This is a genomic window from Gleimia europaea ACS-120-V-Col10b (assembly GCF_000411155.1).
GTDB classification, from domain to species: domain Bacteria; phylum Actinomycetota; class Actinomycetes; order Actinomycetales; family Actinomycetaceae; genus Gleimia; species Gleimia europaea_B.
The window spans coordinates 149,504-166,557 of sequence record NZ_KE150267.1 but is presented as its reverse complement, the minus strand read 5'-3'; the positions used below and the strand labels follow the sequence as shown (position 1 = coordinate 166,557).

Sequence of the window (17,054 nt, the reverse complement as noted above, 5' to 3'; positions counted from 1 at the left end):
GCATGGGCGACCAAGAAAAATACCTCTGGCTAGAGCGCGTAGGGAAAGGCTCCTACCTGGGCAAAAACTCGCGCGGACTCGCCGTGCCCATCGGACATGGCGAAGATGAATTCACTCCCGGAGACTTGCTTCGCCTCGCCCTCGCCGGTTGTAATGCGACTAGTTCAGATTCGCGATTCGCTGCCGCCCTGGGTGAGGATTACCAGGCGACCGTGGGGATCGAAAGCGAGTACGACCAAGCAGAAAACCGCTTCACTAAACTGGTTGTCGAGATCGTGACCGACATGAGTGGCCTAAGCGACGAGGAGCGCGCGCAACTGGAAAGCCGCGTACACCGCGCCATCGAGAAGCGTTGCACCATCGGCAACACGCTTCGACACGGGGCGGAAAACAGCGCCGTGATCACCTGCGAGAGCCCCGAGTAACAACGAGAAATCACGCGAGAACTGTCTACCGAGGAGGAACGTCATGCGGCTTGCGAAGAAAGCGAAGAACGGCACCCGAGCCGTGGCCGAGGGGATATCAACCACGCGCCGCTTTGCTAAAGACCTGCGAAAAGCGGACTCTATCCAGGATGTTATCGACGCAATGATCGACGTTCCCACCTCGCGAATCGAGAACAAGGTCAATCAGCTACGCGCCAAAAATCCCGGAGCCACGCCCGCCGACATACAGGAGATAGTCACCAAACAATTCCGCAAACTCGCGGCCACTACCTCTGGCGCTGCCGGCGCCGCAGCGGCTGTGCCCGGCCTCGGAACCGCTGCAGCACTGGGACTATCTTCCGCACAACTAACCGGTTTCGTTTCCGAGGCCGGTTACTACGTGCTCACCCTCGCCCACATCCACGGTATTGCACTAGAAGACAAAGAGAAGCGCAGACTGCTGGTATTGACGGCGCTTATGGGCGAACAAGGTGAAGAAATCGCGACCTCACAGTTCGGCTTCACCACGCTGACCGCGCTCAAGGGGTACGCGAGCGACGTGCAGCGCCAAACCATCAATCAAGTCAATCGCAAACTCACAAAGATGGCGGCTAAACGCGCCGCCCGCACAGGCACCAAGGCAATGCTAGGACGGCTCATGCCCTACGGTATTGGTGCTGGCCTGGGATGGGTGATCGGCCGATCCATGGCGGGCAACGTCATCGATGGAGCCCTCAATGCGCTAGGCACCCCACCCCCGACCTTCAGCTACCCCCTCACCATCGAAGTCGAGGTGCAAGCCCAAGAAACTCAGGGAAAATAGTTGGTGCCGCCGGTTTGGCGCAGATTTGGTGAACTAGACGGCCTCTTCAGACCAGGGAGCAGAACAGGCAACGATTGTTGAGACCGGCCCAACGATTACAGATAATCTAAATGAGTGGCAAACCGCGCCCACCTCCAAAATCGAGACACTGAGGACAAATGAACACGCAGTACGAAGACCTCCTACGAGACGTTATGAACACCGGCACGCCAAAAGGAGATCGGACCGGAACCGGCACGGTATCGGTGTTTGGAAGGCAGCTGCGGTTCAATCTGCAAGATGGATTTCCCCTAATCACCACCAAACGTGTGCATCTGAAATCAGTGGTTGGGGAACTACTGTGGTTCTTACAGGGTGATTCGAATGTGCGGTGGCTGCAAGAAAACGGGATCCGCATTTGGAACGAATGGGCAGACGAGGAGGGTGAACTCGGCCCGGTATATGGCGTCCAATGGCGATCCTGGCCCACGCCAAACGGTGAGCACATCGACCAGCTGGCTGGCGTGCTCGAAACGCTGAAGAACGATCCGGACTCGCGGCGCATGATCGTATCCGCGTGGAATGTTGCCGAACTGGACAAAATGGCGCTGGCACCATGCCACGCTTTCTTCCAGCTATACGTAGCAGACGGCAAACTGTCACTCCAGATCTACCAGCGATCCGCCGACCTATTCCTCGGTGTGCCCTTCAACATCGCCTCATATGCGCTTCTTACGCATATGATCGCGCAGCAGAGCGGCCTGGAAGTTGGAGACCTCATCTGGACAGGTGGCGACTGCCACATCTACAACAACCACTTTGAGCAAGTGCGCACCCAACTGGAGCGAGAACCATACCCCTTCCCCACCCTCGCACTGCGCAAAGCCAAAGACCTCTTTAGCTACACCTTCGACGACATCGCTGTAGAGAACTACCGACACCACCCCACTATCAAAGCGCCCGTTGCCGTTTGAGCCACGGGTGGGGCTTGGCGAGGTTGGGATCACGCACCTGAACGGATCCAAGAGCCGAAGCTACAGCTAGCCGATGTGATGCACTCACACAAAAATCTAAATGAAAGGCCCAAGTTGCGTCCGCAACTTGGGCCTTTCACCATTAATCTACGAACCTCCTCTTCAGGAGCACTCCACCTGCAGCCAGTGCCACGATTGAGGAAGCCACGATGATGATTAGCGGAACGCTAATCCGCCTAGCGTGATCAGCGCTCGAAACGGGAGACGCCCCGAACACAGATTGGCCAGCTACGTCGCTCGAATCTGAAGCTAGCGGTGAGGTAGAACCTGGAGGCTCGTTAGTCCCAGTAGTTTCAGCATCAGAAGAAGTATCTGGCTGCAACCCCTCAGCTGCGGGTAAGCCAGAGAGCGCCGTAATCGGAGAGGGCGTGACGGCCGCTCCCCCACCTCTAGATCCAGTCAAGCCCGCGTTGCCAGCTCCAAACCCGTTAGCACCAGTTGGCGCAGGATTTTGCGGAGGAAGCACCCCGTTTGGTGAAGTCGCTACATCGCTACTCGGACGAGTCGGCTCGGTGCTACCCGCAGGCTTAGAACTATCGGGCTTGCGGCTCGGAGCCTGGCCTGAACCCCCTGGCTGCGCGGCGCCAGATCCGGTATCACTGGAACCATCGTTTCCTTCACCACCGTCTCCAGGCAACGCGGGTGCGTGCGGATTTGCTGGGCTGTTAGAAGAACCTCCCTCGCCCTCCTCACCTACTTTGAACCGAATATCGGCCGAAGAACGGAAATCTTTGCCAGCAGCATCACTGCCCGACACAGAAACGGTCAACACGTAAGTACCCGCCTTGTTGAAAGCCCAGTAGACGTGTTTGTGGAGCGGTTCGGGTGCGTCAATCTGGCCGGCCTTTTGCGCAGATGCAATCATATCTAAACCATTGAAAGAGTCGTGCGTAAACAGCCACCATGAGCTACCAGCTGGCGCGGACTTTTGCGAGATCTCAAACTCGACGCCGCGAGGAAATGCCGCCCGGTCGATGTGCTCGGAGGAGAATCCCGGCCACACAATCCCATTCTTTTGTTGCATCGGAGACACGAATAGTTCAGTTCCTCTCGGCCCCATGAAGTCGAACACGGGATCGTTGAACGCCTTTGCTGAACGCTTCACCTTCGAGTTTTTCAAAAGCTGGAGCGTGACCGATTCAGGAGTGCGTGCGACTGAGGTTTTCGCGTGTTCGCGCGAATCATCATTGATGACCACACTCATTTTGCCGTCAACGACCGCAGGGCCAATATCGACATGACCATGCGAAATCTTCACCACATCATTTGCGAGACTGCCACTATTGCTCTGATTCGGGTCAGACGGATTCTCGGAGGGAGTGTTGGGATCCGTGGGTTCACTCGGATCAGGACGCTCGGAAGGTCGCGTAGGATCGGCAGGTTCCGTCGGATTCGTTGAAGGGGGCGTCGATTGCTCCGGAGAATCGGGCTGGCCCGGAACAGGCGCGTCGGGAGATTCAGGCTCGCCCGGAACCTCTGGCGCATCCGGGGTGGGCGAAGTTCCCGGCGTTTCGCTTTCGGTTTTCTGTCCAAGTTTTACCGGCTGCGGCCTCTTCTCGGTCAAAGGAAAGACTGCCTGGGCTCCAGAAAGGCTCACGGTTGTAGGGGTAATCAGTTTTAGTCGCACCTCCATGTTGTCTCCAAAGCAATCCCACCAGTCGCCCGAATTCCAAGTGCGGTGAGCGGGTGTAGATACGAACTCAATGTCGCAAGTGGGGTAAGCGCTTCCCGCCTCGTATGCGCCGCCCACCACCTTGAACCAAAGATTCTTATCTTCGGGAAGCACCGACACTGCCGCGTGATCCGCGCTGGCGTTGAACTCAAAGTTCACAACGGGCGAGGTAGGGGCGTATTCGGCAGTTGAAAATGCGGGAGCGGGATCGCGCACGATCTGCTCAGGAAACTGACCAAGTTCTGAAGTGGATCCGCTACGAATGGTGCGCGAAATCTCTACGGGAGCGGTGATCCAACGAGGCGAGGGCGCCCCAATTGCCGGCACGAATACGGCCTGCAGCGAAAGGTCTTGCGAGCCAAGGAGCTCGTTCCAGTGGGCAACCCCTGCCTGAAGCGGTACTTCGCCAAGATAGAAGCCGTCGGTGTAGAACACTACCGTGCCGGTATCGGCCGGGTTTCCCGTGGTGAAGGTGAGTGAAGTGAGGCGGTCATCCCCGTCAGCTTTCACATCCTGGTTGGGCTCTACCGTGAACTGCGGGGAGAACTGGCCCGTTCCAGTTTCGGGCGCACCGTTGTATGCGGCGACGACGTCAGTTAGGGTCTCGGACTCAGGATTGGGGCCACCTACCTGCCACACCAGCGTCTGCGGAGCTGAAGCGACCACGCGGTTTTGGTGATCGCGAGCCGTCGCGCGGAACACAACCTCATAGCGCCCCGGCTTGGTGAAAAGGGTCTGATTGTGCGTGTGATTTCCCGGATCCACCCAAGTTTGGCGCAGGTGCGGGTCATGAGAAGACAGGAAACGACGGATGGGATAGCCCTCGTAGTAAGTGAGCATTTCCATCCGCCCCGGCCCGTTGAAACCCACTATTTCGAGGTCGAATTTGCTGTCCCGAAACTTCTCGATCGGAATGTCCGTATCCGCACCAAAACCCGCCCAGATCGGCCCATTGTTACGGCCATTAACTGCGGGAGCCGCGTAGAGCATGTCGCCAGCTTCGACCCCCATGAACGACAGGTCCCCATTTTCGGGAACGTCCATTGAGTACAGTTGCGAGCCGGAAATCGAGTAGCCCCGCCCCAGCCAGTTGACCGTATTTTCTATCGGGAGGGATTGTCCTCCCGCATCAGAATTCAACGTGAAGTTGTTGCCTTGCCAATAGACCTTTGGCGAATCGACGTGCGCGTTATACATGATCGTCTTGCCCACATCAGGCCCGGCCATCGCGGGTTGCGTTATTCCAGCGGCGAGGACGAGGCCGGCAATCGCGGCGCTAACGAGTCGTCGCATAATCGGTTTCCTTTCTAAACCTCGGCAGTTTGCCTGGTCATTTTGGCGCCAGGGAGAGGCTGTTAAATCCATTTGGTTAATCTCTATAGTTACTGTTGTCGCGCAGGAGGCCACCTGACAGTTAGCGAGCAACGGCCTCGGAAATCTTCTGCGCATTGGACGATTTGAAAAGTCTGCTTTGTACGGCTTTGAAGCCGGCGTGCACGTTGCGGCGTGATTGAAGGATCCAGACCAAGACGAACTGCGCTGTGATAGCGAGCACTAGGGCCGCACCCGTTGGTACCAACCACGACCATGACACCCACAGGCCAACCAGCGCCGCTGTGGTGCCAAGGACAGCCGAAAGCGCCATCATTGCCGCGATACGACTTGTGAGGAGGCGAGCCGTCGCGGGCGGACCTACAAGAAGGGCAAGAACAAGTATGTTCCCTACCGTTGAGACGGAAACGACCACTGCCAAAGCTGTAGCGACGTAGAGAACAACATCGATGAGGCCGGTGCAATAGCCCAGTGTTTGCGCGTATTCTCGATCGAAGCTGACCGCCACGATGCCGCGGTGGAAGATTGCAAGAACCGTGAGGATCAAGGCTGCGCTGATCGCGACAGTGAGGAGATCTGCACCGGTCACCCCAGTTAGAGATCCGAACAGAAGCGACTCGAGCGAACCGGTGTAGGTGGGCATGCGCGAGACGATCACGAGTCCGACGGAAAACGCCGCAGCGAATAAGATACCGATGATGGAGTCCTCCCCCACGGTTTTTCTCCGCGAAAATAAGGCGATGAGTAGCGCAACGATCACGCCGACGACCGCTCCACCAAGAAGCGTGGACGTGCCCGTAGCGAAAGCCACCGCGATGCCGGGGAACACGGCATGCGAGAGAGCATCACCCACGAATGACAGGCCGCGCACCACAATGTGGGAGCCAACAATCCCGCACAGGACGGCCGAAAGGATCGCCATTAGCAGGGCGCGGCTTAAGAATGCAAGTTGCGGGTTGGCAAGGTCGGCAAAAAACTCGATGGGGTTCATGACCCGACCTCCACTTTGAGAAACGCTCTGGGCTCTGCCCCTGATAACGATCCGTTTTTCAGCTCGGGAAACGTTCCCGCCTCCACCTCGGTTAACGATTGGACGGCGCGCACCAGCGCCGCATTTTCAGACACGTCGTACGTGGACGCCCACAGTTCGGGCGCGGTTAGGTTTTGAAGCGGACCCGCCGCGCGAACCGAGCGGTTCAACAGGATGAAACGGTCGCACATACCTGCGGCCTGCACGAGGTCATGAGTAGACATGAGAATCGAGATTCCACTACTGGTAAGGCTCATAGCCATTTTTGCTAGTGCTTCCTGGTTAGGTTCATCGAGCCCGGTAAATGGCTCGTCCAACAGCAGAAGTGACGGTTTTTGAGCCAATGCCCGAGCAATTAGGACGCGCTGACGTTGGCCTCCAGAAAGCGCCGAGATTGGCCGGGAGCGAAACTCCTTCATCCCCACCGCTTCCAGCGCCTCGTATGCTGCTCGCCAATGCTTCGCTCCCGCCAGAAAACGCGGTTTAAGCGACGAAATCACGACCTCTTCAACGGTGATTGGATACTCCCACCTCGCCTCCTGCTTTTGCGGCACGTAGCCAATTGCGCGGCGCGCCCTCTTAAGCGAGGTTTCCGGCACGAGCATGGGGCTTTCTAGTGCGTAGGCGCGGGCACTAGTCGTAGCGATCGTGCCGCTGTCAGGACGAAGGAGGCCAAGAATGGTACGGATCAAAGTGGTCTTACCCGCTCCGTTGGGGCCAAGCAGTCCCACTAGCTCACCGCGGTTAATGCTAAACGAAACGTCTTGCAACACTCGATAGTTGCCGAGGCTGACATTGACGTCCGAGACGGAAAGTACCACCGGCTCTACCTTCGTTTCATCTGTAAAGGACATGCTGGGAGTTGTATTTGGAACAGCACTTTGGGTCTCGCAGGTGGGTGCAGCACTGACGGGTGCACTTCGGGTCTCGCACCCAGATGAGGCGCATCCCACCTGAGTCATGGCGCGATCCGGGAGGGCTCCCTGCTCCGGCCTCGTCTTTGTTAGTGGAATCTGTAGTGAGGTCAAGACAGGGCCTCCTCTTTACGGCTCCGACTCATCCGCCGCATCAGCAAGGCCCCCACCGCGATGATCAGCGCGGCAACGCCCACGCCGATTCCGACCGAAAGCGCCAGGCCGTTACCCGACGGTTCCGCACTCTTGGAAGTCACGCCTTCGCCCGCCTCGCCCTCGTTCTTCGATCCTGCTACGCCACCGATATCCTGCGATGACCAAGTAAGCTCATGCGCGGCCTCCACACTCGCATTGGGACCAACGGCGAAACGTAAAGTCTGCGTATTCGACACAATCTCCCCATCAATAGTGGCCTGCGCCGTCACGCGAACCAGATGCTCACCCGGCTTTGTGAAAACCCACGAAACGTGCGTATGCGTGGACGGTTCGACGTGAATCAGCTGGCCGTGGCCCCTAGTCGAATCCCAAATGACCTGCGGGCCGGAGAAATTTCCCGCCTCGACAAAAGTGGTCAAGACACCCGGACCCTCGTGCCCCTCAAAAATCAGATCCACACCACCTGGTGCCTTCTCAACCAGCTGGGGGTGCTGCGTATTCCAGCCCAACCATGGCACTCCCTCAATCTCGTGTTGCGGGATCACCCAAGCCTGGCCCTCAGCCTTGGTGAACGTGTACGCCGGGTCGTCTGGAACCGTCAGCTTTCCCGCCTCGCCAATCACAAAGACCACATCGTCGAGGTGGCGCCAAACCGGTTCCGGAGCAGTGTCGTCGCGCGCCATGAGCTCGAACGAATCCGAAAGCGTGGCCCCCATGTCTACGTGTCCGGCTGAGATTTCGATTTTCTCGCCCTTCGAGGCAACCTTCTCATTGCCTGTCACCGTCTGCGTTAGCGCCGGATCAACATCGGAATCAGACGGCATGACTGGCAGAGAAGACATCGCGGAGACCGCGAGCAAAGAAGCTCCCATAAGGGTTGAGAGTGCGGTTTTCATCAAATTCCTTTCAAAACTGGTTGCGAGGCGCGCGGCCAGGCTCCTTGCGAAGTGGGATCAAGGCAAGCTTTCAAAGACATAACGTTTGTTTCGACGAGGCTCACGTACGTCGGAGTTTGTTCCGTCAAACTGTCCGCGTAAATTGAGCAGAGCCGCACTCGAGCACTCTCGGCCGCGCTTTGTAGCTCCGCCTGATGTGCCGCCGAGGCCGGGTTTTCAAACACCGCCGGAACGTGCAGGTCTCTAAGTTGGCGGGCCAGGATCGCCATGTCGCGCGAACTTGGCTCGACCGACGGGTTTGGGGCGACGAAGCCGGCAACCTCCAGGCCGTATCGCGAGGCTAAATACCCAAACGCGTCATGCGCAGTGACGAGCTTGCGGTTTTGCGGCGTAATGGAAGCGAGCACGGCGGTTGTCCACTGGTCAAGCTGGCGCAGCTCCGCCTTAAACTCCTTGGCGCGAGCCGCGTAGGCAGACGCGTGCTTCGGATCAGCCTTCGCAAGCTCCTCGCCAATGACATCCACGTAAGCGATCGCGTTGTTCACGTCGTGCCAAAGGTGTGGATCAATTTCGCCATGAATATGCTCGCCCACAACAGCCTGGGCCAAAATCCACGTGCCCTCCCCCGGCTTCCCCAAAAAAGCCCAATTTCCTTGCGGTACTTTTGTAAGCGTTCGATTAGGCACGACGACCACCACGTCCTGTGGGTCGTAAAAAACAGACTTCCCATCCTCGTTTGCGAGCAAGCGAATTCCTTTAGGTGTCGCCGTAATATCCACATGTCCCGCATCCAAGTGCACGAGGCCGGCGTCAGGCTCTACACCAACCGCGAAACGAATTACGGCCTCGTCTTTCGGCCCGGCACTTTGGGTCTCGGAGCTACCTGCGCCCGGCGCCCCCTCATCCTTCACAACATCTTGTTTCCCAGAATGTGGCTCCTGCACAAGATGCAGAGTGTAAGTTCCAGCCTCGCTAAACGCCCACGACATGTGGGTGTGCGCGTCGGGAGGTAGCGCCACGGCGTCTGCCGGACTGAATCCATCGGCCGACGTGATGTGCGGGCGTCCCTCGCCAAATGTTCCGGTGGTAAAAGCCGCCAGCCTACCCGGGCCATCCATCGAGGTAGCGCGGATCTGCCAGGCACCCGGCAGCTGGTCAGACCTAAACCCGAGCCAAACTGTGGATAACGCGAAATCCTCAACCAGACGAATGTGGCGCCCTCCGTACGCGGGAGCCTTGTCCCCCAAGCTGATCAGCGGCACCCCCTCACGCAAATTTGCCCTCATTGTGTGCCGGATGGCGCCGGACTCGAGCAAAAGGCCGTTCTCGAACGCGAGATCCGCCCACGCCACGTCCCGCACAGCTCGTAGCGGAGGCTCATAAGAATGCGGGTCCGACCCGACCGGCACGAGGCTGGTGACCGACGCGTCCTGCCCGGCCACGTTACGCACCAGATCCGCGATAATCGGTGTTGATGTGACAACCTGAATCCGGTTATCCCGCGACGCATTCGCTGGCGTGCACCCTCCAAGCAAGAGCGCCACGGCGGTCGCCACTATCAATGGTTTTCTATTCACGAAACTGCAGGAGAGGCGGGTCTGGCCACCCTAATAAGCAGAGCTCCCGCAACAATCATGCTGAACGCTGCTCCAAGCCACGGCACCACCGGGTTAGACCCCGTGGTGGCGAGGCGCCCTCCCACGACACCGCCCGCAGCCTCGATCTCGGCTATCTGTTCCGGGCTCAGTTCGCAATCCTTCCCCGAGGCTGTTTTGCCGACGAATACCTTCGCTGTGCCATCGCCGGACGCGCCAAACCAACGCTTGCCAACAATCTGGCCGAACGAACCGGACTCGAACACGGCCATCGCTCCCGGCCCCTGTACGCTATTCACGGTCCAGGTAACTGCCCCGGTCGTCGCTTGTGAGAGCGACGGGTGTTGCGTGTTCGCGCCAACCCACGGCACTCCCTGCATTTGCGTTGAGCTGATAATCCATACGGGCGCGCCCTGAGGTGCCACAAACTCGATACCGGCCGGTGCCGCAACCCTCGCCGCATCAGACAACCCAAATACGAGCTCGCTGGGGTTCCGCCACGATGCCGGCTGCGAACGGTCATCCTTCACCAGCATCTTCAGCTGCCCCGACTCAACAACCGAGCCAACATCGAAGTGGCCCGACGTCGCATTACCGCTACCCCCAACATTGAAGGTAAGAGTGCCGGTCGCGCTAAGCTTCTTCCCCGCCTTCGTGGTTGCCGTCTGTGTCAGCGAAACCCGGTAGGTTCCCTCTTTCGAAAACACCCAGTTTGGGTGCACGTGCGTGTTAGCGGGGATCGTGTGACTTCCCGAGGCAGAGCCTGCCGCTGGAACCGACACCTCTGTGGGGATGCATTGTTCTACTGTGGGAGCCGGCTGGCCTGGCTGAGTTGGCGTTTGGGCCGGGCTCTTCTGCGGGGGCTTAGTTTGCCTACCGGCTTCGGCTCCAGCATCTGGTGTGCGTCCCGGGGCCTGCTGACCAGTAGCTTCGCTGAGCCCAGCCTCTCCCTCTTTTTCGGGCTTGCCGCCCTGCTGGGCGCCACTGTCATGCGAGCTGCCCTCCAGACGGGCTACCCCTGCTTTGCCATACGCCGATTGCCCCTCGGGATCACCGGAATTATCAGAGCCGGACGCATTAGGCTCCTTGGACGAATCGGTATTCAGACTGGACATGCCAGCTTGGAGGTCTCCAACAATCCAAGTGAGCGTTGCCGGCTTCGACGTGAGCGCGCGACCCCCGGTATTTACCGTGGCTCGCACAGTCATCTGATACGCGCCCGGCTTCGTGAACAGCCAGTTCGCATGCACGTGAGCTGGTGATTCCTGAGAGATTACCGCACCCGAACGCAAACGCAAACCTGCATCTGTGACCGGCTGAGGTTCGCCAGAGAAGCTGTCCTGCCACAAGAACACCTCGCCCGGGCCAGCGAGCGTATCGATCGTAATCGCCACCGACGCGTCGGGCTTCCTATCGGCGACCGCCATCGAATCCCAGCCCGGCCACAACAGATCCGCCTGCTGGGTTTGTGGCAACGTATATCCAACGCGCTCGATGCCCGCGATTTTTGCCGTCACATCTGTGTATGCCTCTTGTTTCACGTGAAACAAGACGTCCTCCGCCGCTCGATGCACGTGCGAGCCGGTCACGTCTTCGTTCACCGCGAGCGACACATCCTCACCTGCGAGGGCCACGGAAAACGCGTCCACATGTCCGTGATCTAAAACCACTCGTGATTCCAAATCTGTGGAACTAGCGAGTTGCGGGTGCACAACTTGCATCTGAGACCCGAACCGCGCGACGTGGTGCTGCGCTGCGTGAAGCGGTGTGGATTGCAACAGTGCGGCGCGAGGTTGCGCGGCTTGGGGTTGCGCAGCTTGGGCATCCGGAGATCCAGCGAGAACTGCGGACGCGCAAAATACTAAGGCAACCAGTGCGGAAGCGAAGTGTCGTTTAAACATGGTTTATATGATAACGCTTCTCATTACTCTTATCAATGAGGTTTGGTGGGCGCTGCGTCACACACACTGCCCGTGCACTAAAAGGTTTTCAGACCCAAAATGGCGCAACGAGTGGCCGAAACCGACAGTTCCCCTCACAGATGCAAATACAGCCGCTGTCTCAAATGCGATTCAGACCCAAACCGGCGAAAACACACCCCAAGATGGCCAGTTCCCCTCTGAATACCAACCACCCGCACCCACACCCAACACCAATCAGACCCAAACCGTCGTAAACAGGGCCCGATATAGCCACTTTTCCTCACGGACTCAGATTTCGCCTGCGGCTCACACGCGATTCAGACCCAAACTGGCAGCAACCAGCCCAAAACTCGCCACTTTCCCTCACGCACCTTGTATGGGCCACGGAGCTGAGCGCACCGCCATCAACACCCAAGAGAGCACCCCACCCTGACCCAAGAGAGAGGCTAGCCTCAGGCCGTACCTAATCGCGGCTTACCGGCTTCGTCCTCTTAAGTCGAGAGCGGAGGCGCTCACCCCAATTATCTGACCTGAACTCCGGGTGCAACCAAGCCACCCCCGCCGAAGCTGAAACCGCCCCAACCGCTAACAACAACGCGGCCAGCGGCGACAACCCATACAAAACTGTGCCCGTGATAGGCGCAAAAACCCAGGTCAAACCACCAGTTGCGGAGAGGAGGCCGGCAACGGATCCCTGCTCTTCAGGGGCAACCTTCAGCGACGCTCCCGCGTTATAACCAGGCCCCGCAAGCCCCGCGCCCACACCAATCAGCGTCACGCACAAAATCGTCACCCACAGAGGCAACGACAACACAATGCCCGTCACCGCGAGCACAACCACCATCAATCCTACGCGCAACAACCTGCGCGGCGGCCACACCAACCGTGGCACCAAAACCAGCTGCGAGAAAATCGCGCCAGCCGCCTGGCCGAGCATCGCCAGGCCCGTAGGTAGCACCGCATTCTCCGGCGCAATACAGAACCGATCCTGCACCACAAACCCGATGCAAATCTGCACGATACCCATCGCGAAGAACATGCCAAAACCCGCCGCCAAATACGGCCTCACTCGCCGGTCACATGCCGACATCTTGGGAGGCTTAGCCGCGCCTTCGCGCCTCGTCGACTTAGGCAGCGTCAGTAGCGCGATTACGAGCGCTATGCCAACACTCACAGGCGTCGCATAAACCGGCGCCATCAACCACCATGCGGCGAGCAGCCCCGACAGAAGCGCTCCTACCATTGCCGCCACATTAAACGCCGACCCGAACGCGGCCATACCGCGGACGCGCGAGGCTTCGTCGGGTGTGATCTCCGCGATTAGCGCCTGCCCCGTTGGAGGCACAGCCGCCACGGCCGCACCAAAGAAACCGCCCCGAGCCAAAATGATGCCCGCCGCCGCTACTCCCGCCGGAATCAGCATCGCCGTGCGGAGCCAAACCGTCAAAGAGAACAACAATCCCGCGCAAAGCGCCAGAACCAACGCCGATAAAAGCACCGGCCGGCGCCCCCACGAAAGCGAAGCCCGCCCCCACGGTTGACTCAACAAAGTCACCATGATCGCAGCCAGCGAGAGCGCAGCACCCATATGCCATTCCGCGAGCCCTAACGCCCTCGACAATGGAGCAATCGCCGCATTCAACAAAAACTGACCGATGTAAGTGAAGAAAACAATCGCAACAATCGCCGACAACAAACGCTTACTATCAGTCATACGTTCAGCATACGAAGCGCGCGCCCGGGCCCAAAACCGTAACCCCGAAAATGAGCAGGTACAGCGCGCAACACGCGGCATGCGGGAGGCAACCCTGCGGGGCGCACTGCCGAGGACACGGTTGGGCCTTGGCGCAACCTCGTCCGCGAGGGGAACTGTCATCATGCCCTCGCACCTCTAAGGCATAAACTGAAGGCATGGCTATACCAAAATTTGTTGCAGACCTGCGCGAGCATGTTGGAAATGCTCCCCTATGGCTGTCGGGCGTTACCGCAGTTATTACGAACGAGGAGGCCACCGAGGTGCTGCTAGTGAAACGCGCAGATAACGGCCATTGGACCCCCGTCACCGGCATAATTGACCCCGATGAGGAGCCCGCAAACGCCGCTATCCGCGAGGCGATCGAAGAGGCCGGGGTCATGTGCGAACCAACCCGTATCCTATCTATCGGCACGGTAGGGCCGGTGACATACCCGAATGGGGATGTGAGCTCGTACCTCGACATTTCCGTGCACATGCGCTACGTGAGCGGCACGCCAAGGCCAATCGATGGAGAAAACTCCGAAGTGCGGTGGTTCCCCATTGATGCACTTCCCGACATGAACGAGCGGTTCAAACACACGATCAGCCTGGCGCTCGCCGACCCGCAGCCCACACTATTCAGCTTTGACCAAGACGCGGCCGAGGCAGCCGCAGAAATCCCTGACCTTTAAGCCGCTCGACGCCGCACGTAGGTGGTGACCTTCCATCTCGCATCACCAGATTGGGTCCTCCACTGCGCGTCCGACCGTTCCGGATCAGCCTGCCAAGTCTCAGCGTCAATAGTCGGCGCGTAGACCAGGTCGGGTGCGGGCGCGACCTCTAGATCCAGATCTGTCACCACAAGCTCATCAGCAATCCCCATCGCCTCGGCGTAAACCCGCGCACCTCCCACAATCCATACGAGTTCCGCGGAAGTTCGCGCCACCGCAACCGCCTGCCCAAGCGAATGAGCAACCTCAGCGCCCTCGGCCTCGTAACCCTCCTGCCCCGTAATTACTACGTTCAAGCGGCCCGGCAAAGGCTTGCCGCCGAGCGCCTCCCACGATCCTCGCCCCATAATCACCGGATGCCCAAGCGTTGCCGCCTTAAAATGCTTGAAGTCGCCGGGCACGTGCCACAGCATTTCTCTACCATTTCCGAGGACGCCGTTCACATCTTGCGCCCAAATCATCGCGACCGTCATGGGACACCACCCATCCTGTTCAGCTACTAGGCCAACTTCCATTATTACCCGCTCGCGGACACGTTTGACGCAACGCCGCAGAAATACGCTACAAACAGCATCACTTGCGGGCGACGCGCATACGCAAGTAGAGCGCGAGAGCCAACGCGGCCAGCGAAAACACCGCGATATAGGGTTGTAACGGCGCCCAGAACCCAAGCGCCCCTGAGGTGCCAAGCAAAAGCAAGACAATCTTGTTACACACCGGACACGCCACGGCGAACAAAGTGAGCATCACCCCGCCAAGCAGGCGCCCATTCTTTTGAAACTCCATCGGCGGGGCCTGCACAGCAAACCACGCGAACGTGAGCGCCATCGTCGCGCCCACAACCGGATACTCCCACCAGCGGATAGGCACTTCGCGCCCAAAGATAGGGTTAGGAACCAGGTCCGTTGGCAGGCCCAGGAACAGCAAGACCCCCAAGCGCCCACGCCGCCGCAATCAGTAGGCGCCTGCGCCGCTCCGCCCTCCTCGCGCCGTCCGCCGCAACATAATCGGCGCCAAGCCTCTGCGGCATCGGTTGTGAAAGCACCTTTACAGTCGAGCTCTCCACGGCATCCCTTTCCTCCCTCACCCACCACACAATACCCCAGGGGGTTTGTTGTGGAGAGCGTTCCCCACTCAATGAGATTTGTTCATTTAGGAGGCGCCGCTATGCCCTCATCAATCAAGAAACACGATAGTGGCTAAGGTTTGGCGCTGCGCGATGAGCACGGTACCACGCAGTTTCTCTACGCGAGGATGCCGATAATCCCGCGCGCAAACACCAGGGTGGCGCCGACGCTTGCAACTATCATCGCGAAATTGCGCGCCTGCTGCTTGGTGATGCGCGCTGACACTGTACGGGCCACGAAAGTGCCAAGCGCAATACCGACGAGGCCCGCCGCGAGGGTCGTAATGGCAACGCGGCCGTCGTGAGGGCCGTACCCGACGGCGAGTTTCAACGGTATGTTCACTGCGTTCATCGCCAAGAAATACACCTGTAACGTTGCTGCAAAACTGCGTTGCGGCCAATGCGCCGCCCGTGCATACGCCGTCAAGACAGGCCCCGCCTGCCCCACCGCAGCAGACAAGAACCCGCCAACGCCGCCCGTGAAATACATGGGCAGGCGCCCCTGAGCTCTGGGCATATTCCGCGCAAACACCGCGAAAGAAACCAGTGCCAGCATGATTAGCCCCACCGCTAGGTCCATCATGGATGCGTCGAGGTTTTGCGTAAGCAACACCGTAGCGAAAATCACCGGTACTGCCGCCACGCTGAAACGAGCTGCGATCGCCCAGTCCACATCCTTACGCTTCTCGACGAGTAACGTTCCTGCCGTCACCGAACCAATGATGTTGCCCCACAGCACTCCTTCTGCGGGGCCAAACAGCGCGATGAACACCGGTACTGCCACCAGCCCAAATCCCATTCCAGCAATGCTTTGAACGCCCGATGCCACCAATGTTGCGCCCGCAACCGCCATAAGCGCCCACACCGTTCCCATGACCCACACCATACTCGCGCCTGTTTCATGGCGCTCATTTTGACAAGCCTTGCGTTCTCGGGCGCGTGTTTTGCTCCGCTGCTCTTCCCACCTCTCCTTCCATCGGGCACGCACCCCGACTCTTACGCCTATTTTCACCATTCATGAGGTTCCCTCGTCCCCTCAGAAGTGCGTAATCTGTTTAGCTGGCAACCGTTACTTTGAACTTGGACGAACCAGTGGTGACGAACAGCACCTGCTAACCGTTTGAATTCCGGCCACGGGTTTCATAAAGTTGAAATACCGACGCGGGGTGGAGCAGTTCGGTAGCTCGCCGGGCTCATAACCCGGAGGTCGTAGGTTCAAATCCTGCCCCCGCTACGATTGTGATGTCCCACGACATATGTCCGCATATGTCGTGGGATTTTTTGTGTTTGGGGGGTTACCGGACAAATTGTGTGTCTATTGGTGGCGTGTCGTGTTGGTTTAGGGTTTGTATCTGCCTGCCCAGCCTTGTCTGATTGATAGTCTGAAGTGAAGCGTCCTGGGTTTTGTTCCTACCTGTTTTTGTGCCGAGTTTTCGTTGCTGTGGTGGGCGAAACTGGGGTTTTGAGTTGGTTTGCCTCAACTGTCAGGTCGGACAAGATGCGTTGCTAGAGGACAGGTTTTTACCTGTTACGGCGCGGGAAAGTCGCGTTTTGAGTTGTGTGTGGGCAACCATGAGGTCGGGCGAAAATGTTGCTAAACCTGGAGCACACGACTTGCATTGCGAACCAAAGCTCGGAGCCTCGGCGAAACTTAGAGTTTGGACCACGAGCCCGGACCAAGTGC

14 protein-coding genes and 1 tRNA gene are annotated in these 17,054 nt (G+C 58.6%); 5 read left to right on the top strand and 10 right to left on the bottom strand.

Annotated elements, in window-relative coordinates; translation table 11 throughout:
• The first annotated feature begins 2 nt into the window (after window positions 1-2).
• From HMPREF9238_RS07800 to HMPREF9238_RS07790, 3 genes are all read left to right on the top strand, one after another.
• A complete protein-coding gene (locus HMPREF9238_RS07800; RefSeq protein WP_016444918.1) occupies window positions 3-425 on the top strand; it encodes an OsmC family protein in 423 nt (140 codons plus the stop codon).
• 43 nt (window positions 426-468) lie between these two features.
• Window positions 469-1,248, top strand: a complete 780-nt coding sequence (locus HMPREF9238_RS07795; RefSeq protein WP_016444917.1) for a hypothetical protein — start codon at window positions 469-471, stop codon at window positions 1,246-1,248.
• Between the two features lie 158 nt (window positions 1,249-1,406).
• Complete coding sequence (locus HMPREF9238_RS07790; RefSeq protein ID WP_016444916.1) at window positions 1,407-2,201, top strand: thymidylate synthase; 795 nt, start codon at window positions 1,407-1,409, stop codon at window positions 2,199-2,201.
• A 142-nt stretch (window positions 2,202-2,343) separates the two neighbouring features.
• Here the strand turns inward: HMPREF9238_RS07790 and HMPREF9238_RS07785 are convergent, their stop codons facing one another.
• The 7 genes from HMPREF9238_RS07785 to HMPREF9238_RS07755 form a co-directional block, all read right to left on the bottom strand.
• Window positions 2,344-5,226: a choice-of-anchor M domain-containing protein gene (locus HMPREF9238_RS07785; protein WP_016444915.1), complete on the bottom strand. Its 2,883-nt coding sequence runs from the start codon at window positions 5,224-5,226 to the stop codon at window positions 2,344-2,346.
• A 121-nt stretch (window positions 5,227-5,347) separates the two neighbouring features.
• Entirely contained in the window at window positions 5,348-6,256 is a 909-nt protein-coding gene (locus HMPREF9238_RS07780) for an anchored repeat-type ABC transporter permease subunit (RefSeq protein ID WP_016444914.1), read from the bottom strand.
• Window positions 6,253-7,149: a metal ABC transporter ATP-binding protein gene (locus HMPREF9238_RS07775; RefSeq protein WP_051109836.1), complete on the bottom strand. Its 897-nt coding sequence runs from the start codon at window positions 7,147-7,149 to the stop codon at window positions 6,253-6,255. Before HMPREF9238_RS07775 ends, HMPREF9238_RS07780 begins: the two co-directional genes overlap by 4 nt.
• A gap of 170 nt (window positions 7,150-7,319) precedes the next feature.
• A complete protein-coding gene (locus tag HMPREF9238_RS07770; protein WP_016444912.1) occupies window positions 7,320-8,261 on the bottom strand; it encodes a choice-of-anchor M domain-containing protein in 942 nt (313 codons plus the stop codon).
• Window positions 8,261-9,817: an anchored repeat ABC transporter, substrate-binding protein gene (locus tag HMPREF9238_RS07765; protein WP_198009508.1), complete on the bottom strand. Its 1,557-nt coding sequence runs from the start codon at window positions 9,815-9,817 to the stop codon at window positions 8,261-8,263. The genes HMPREF9238_RS07770 and HMPREF9238_RS07765 overlap by 1 nt, the downstream gene beginning before the upstream one ends.
• A gap of 17 nt (window positions 9,818-9,834) precedes the next feature.
• The gene (locus tag HMPREF9238_RS09095; RefSeq protein WP_016444910.1) at window positions 9,835-11,757 is read right to left on the bottom strand and encodes a choice-of-anchor M domain-containing protein; all 1,923 of its coding nucleotides are present in this window, start codon (window positions 11,755-11,757) and stop codon (window positions 9,835-9,837) included.
• Window positions 11,758-12,241: 484 nt separating this feature from the next.
• The gene (locus HMPREF9238_RS07755; protein WP_156824467.1) at window positions 12,242-13,492 is read right to left on the bottom strand and encodes an MFS transporter; all 1,251 of its coding nucleotides are present in this window, start codon (window positions 13,490-13,492) and stop codon (window positions 12,242-12,244) included.
• Between the two features lie 197 nt (window positions 13,493-13,689).
• On the opposite strand from HMPREF9238_RS07755, the gene HMPREF9238_RS07750 reads away from it, so the two are divergent.
• On the top strand, window positions 13,690-14,205 hold the full coding sequence (locus tag HMPREF9238_RS07750) for an NUDIX hydrolase (RefSeq protein WP_016444908.1): 516 nt from the start codon (window positions 13,690-13,692) through the stop codon (window positions 14,203-14,205).
• Here the strand turns inward: HMPREF9238_RS07750 and HMPREF9238_RS07745 are convergent.
• From HMPREF9238_RS07745 to HMPREF9238_RS07735, 3 genes are all read right to left on the bottom strand, one after another.
• Window positions 14,202-14,759: a dihydrofolate reductase gene (locus HMPREF9238_RS07745; protein ID WP_016444907.1), complete on the bottom strand. Its 558-nt coding sequence runs from the start codon at window positions 14,757-14,759 to the stop codon at window positions 14,202-14,204. The two genes, HMPREF9238_RS07750 and HMPREF9238_RS07745, sit on opposite strands and share 4 nt — an antisense overlap.
• Window positions 14,760-14,817: 58 nt before the next feature.
• On the bottom strand, window positions 14,818-15,198 hold the full coding sequence (locus HMPREF9238_RS07740) for a hypothetical protein (protein ID WP_051109834.1): 381 nt from the start codon (window positions 15,196-15,198) through the stop codon (window positions 14,818-14,820).
• Between the two features lie 290 nt (window positions 15,199-15,488).
• Window positions 15,489-16,244: a sulfite exporter TauE/SafE family protein gene (locus HMPREF9238_RS07735; protein ID WP_198009507.1), complete on the bottom strand. Its 756-nt coding sequence runs from the start codon at window positions 16,242-16,244 to the stop codon at window positions 15,489-15,491.
• 286 nt (window positions 16,245-16,530) lie between these two features.
• On the opposite strand from HMPREF9238_RS07735, the gene HMPREF9238_RS07730 reads away from it, so the two are divergent.
• A tRNA-Met gene (locus tag HMPREF9238_RS07730) sits at window positions 16,531-16,604 on the top strand.
• Window positions 16,605-17,054 lie beyond the last annotated feature (450 nt).

Excerpts from the sequence above, each read along its gene's own strand:
- HMPREF9238_RS07800 (WP_016444918.1), top strand. The coding sequence starts at position 3 with ATGGGCGACCAAGAAAAATACCTCTGGCTAGAGCGCGTAGGGAAAGGC.
- HMPREF9238_RS07795 (WP_016444917.1), top strand. The coding sequence starts at position 469 with ATGCGGCTTGCGAAGAAAGCGAAGAACGGCACCCGAGCCGTGGCCGAG.
- HMPREF9238_RS07790 (WP_016444916.1), top strand. The coding sequence starts at position 1,407 with ATGAACACGCAGTACGAAGACCTCCTACGAGACGTTATGAACACCGGC.
- HMPREF9238_RS07785 (WP_016444915.1), bottom strand. The coding sequence starts at position 5,226 with ATGCGACGACTCGTTAGCGCCGCGATTGCCGGCCTCGTCCTCGCCGCT.
- HMPREF9238_RS07780 (WP_016444914.1), bottom strand. The coding sequence starts at position 6,256 with ATGAACCCCATCGAGTTTTTTGCCGACCTTGCCAACCCGCAACTTGCA.
- HMPREF9238_RS07775 (WP_051109836.1), bottom strand. The coding sequence starts at position 7,149 with ATGTCCTTTACAGATGAAACGAAGGTAGAGCCGGTGGTACTTTCCGTC.
- HMPREF9238_RS07770 (WP_016444912.1), bottom strand. The coding sequence starts at position 8,261 with ATGAAAACCGCACTCTCAACCCTTATGGGAGCTTCTTTGCTCGCGGTC.
- HMPREF9238_RS09095 (WP_016444910.1), bottom strand. The coding sequence starts at position 11,757 with ATGTTTAAACGACACTTCGCTTCCGCACTGGTTGCCTTAGTATTTTGC.
- HMPREF9238_RS07755 (WP_156824467.1), bottom strand. The coding sequence starts at position 13,492 with ATGACTGATAGTAAGCGTTTGTTGTCGGCGATTGTTGCGATTGTTTTC.
- HMPREF9238_RS07750 (WP_016444908.1), top strand. The coding sequence starts at position 13,690 with ATGGCTATACCAAAATTTGTTGCAGACCTGCGCGAGCATGTTGGAAAT.
- HMPREF9238_RS07745 (WP_016444907.1), bottom strand. The coding sequence starts at position 14,759 with ATGGAAGTTGGCCTAGTAGCTGAACAGGATGGGTGGTGTCCCATGACG.
- HMPREF9238_RS07735 (WP_198009507.1), bottom strand. The coding sequence starts at position 16,244 with ATGGGAACGGTGTGGGCGCTTATGGCGGTTGCGGGCGCAACATTGGTG.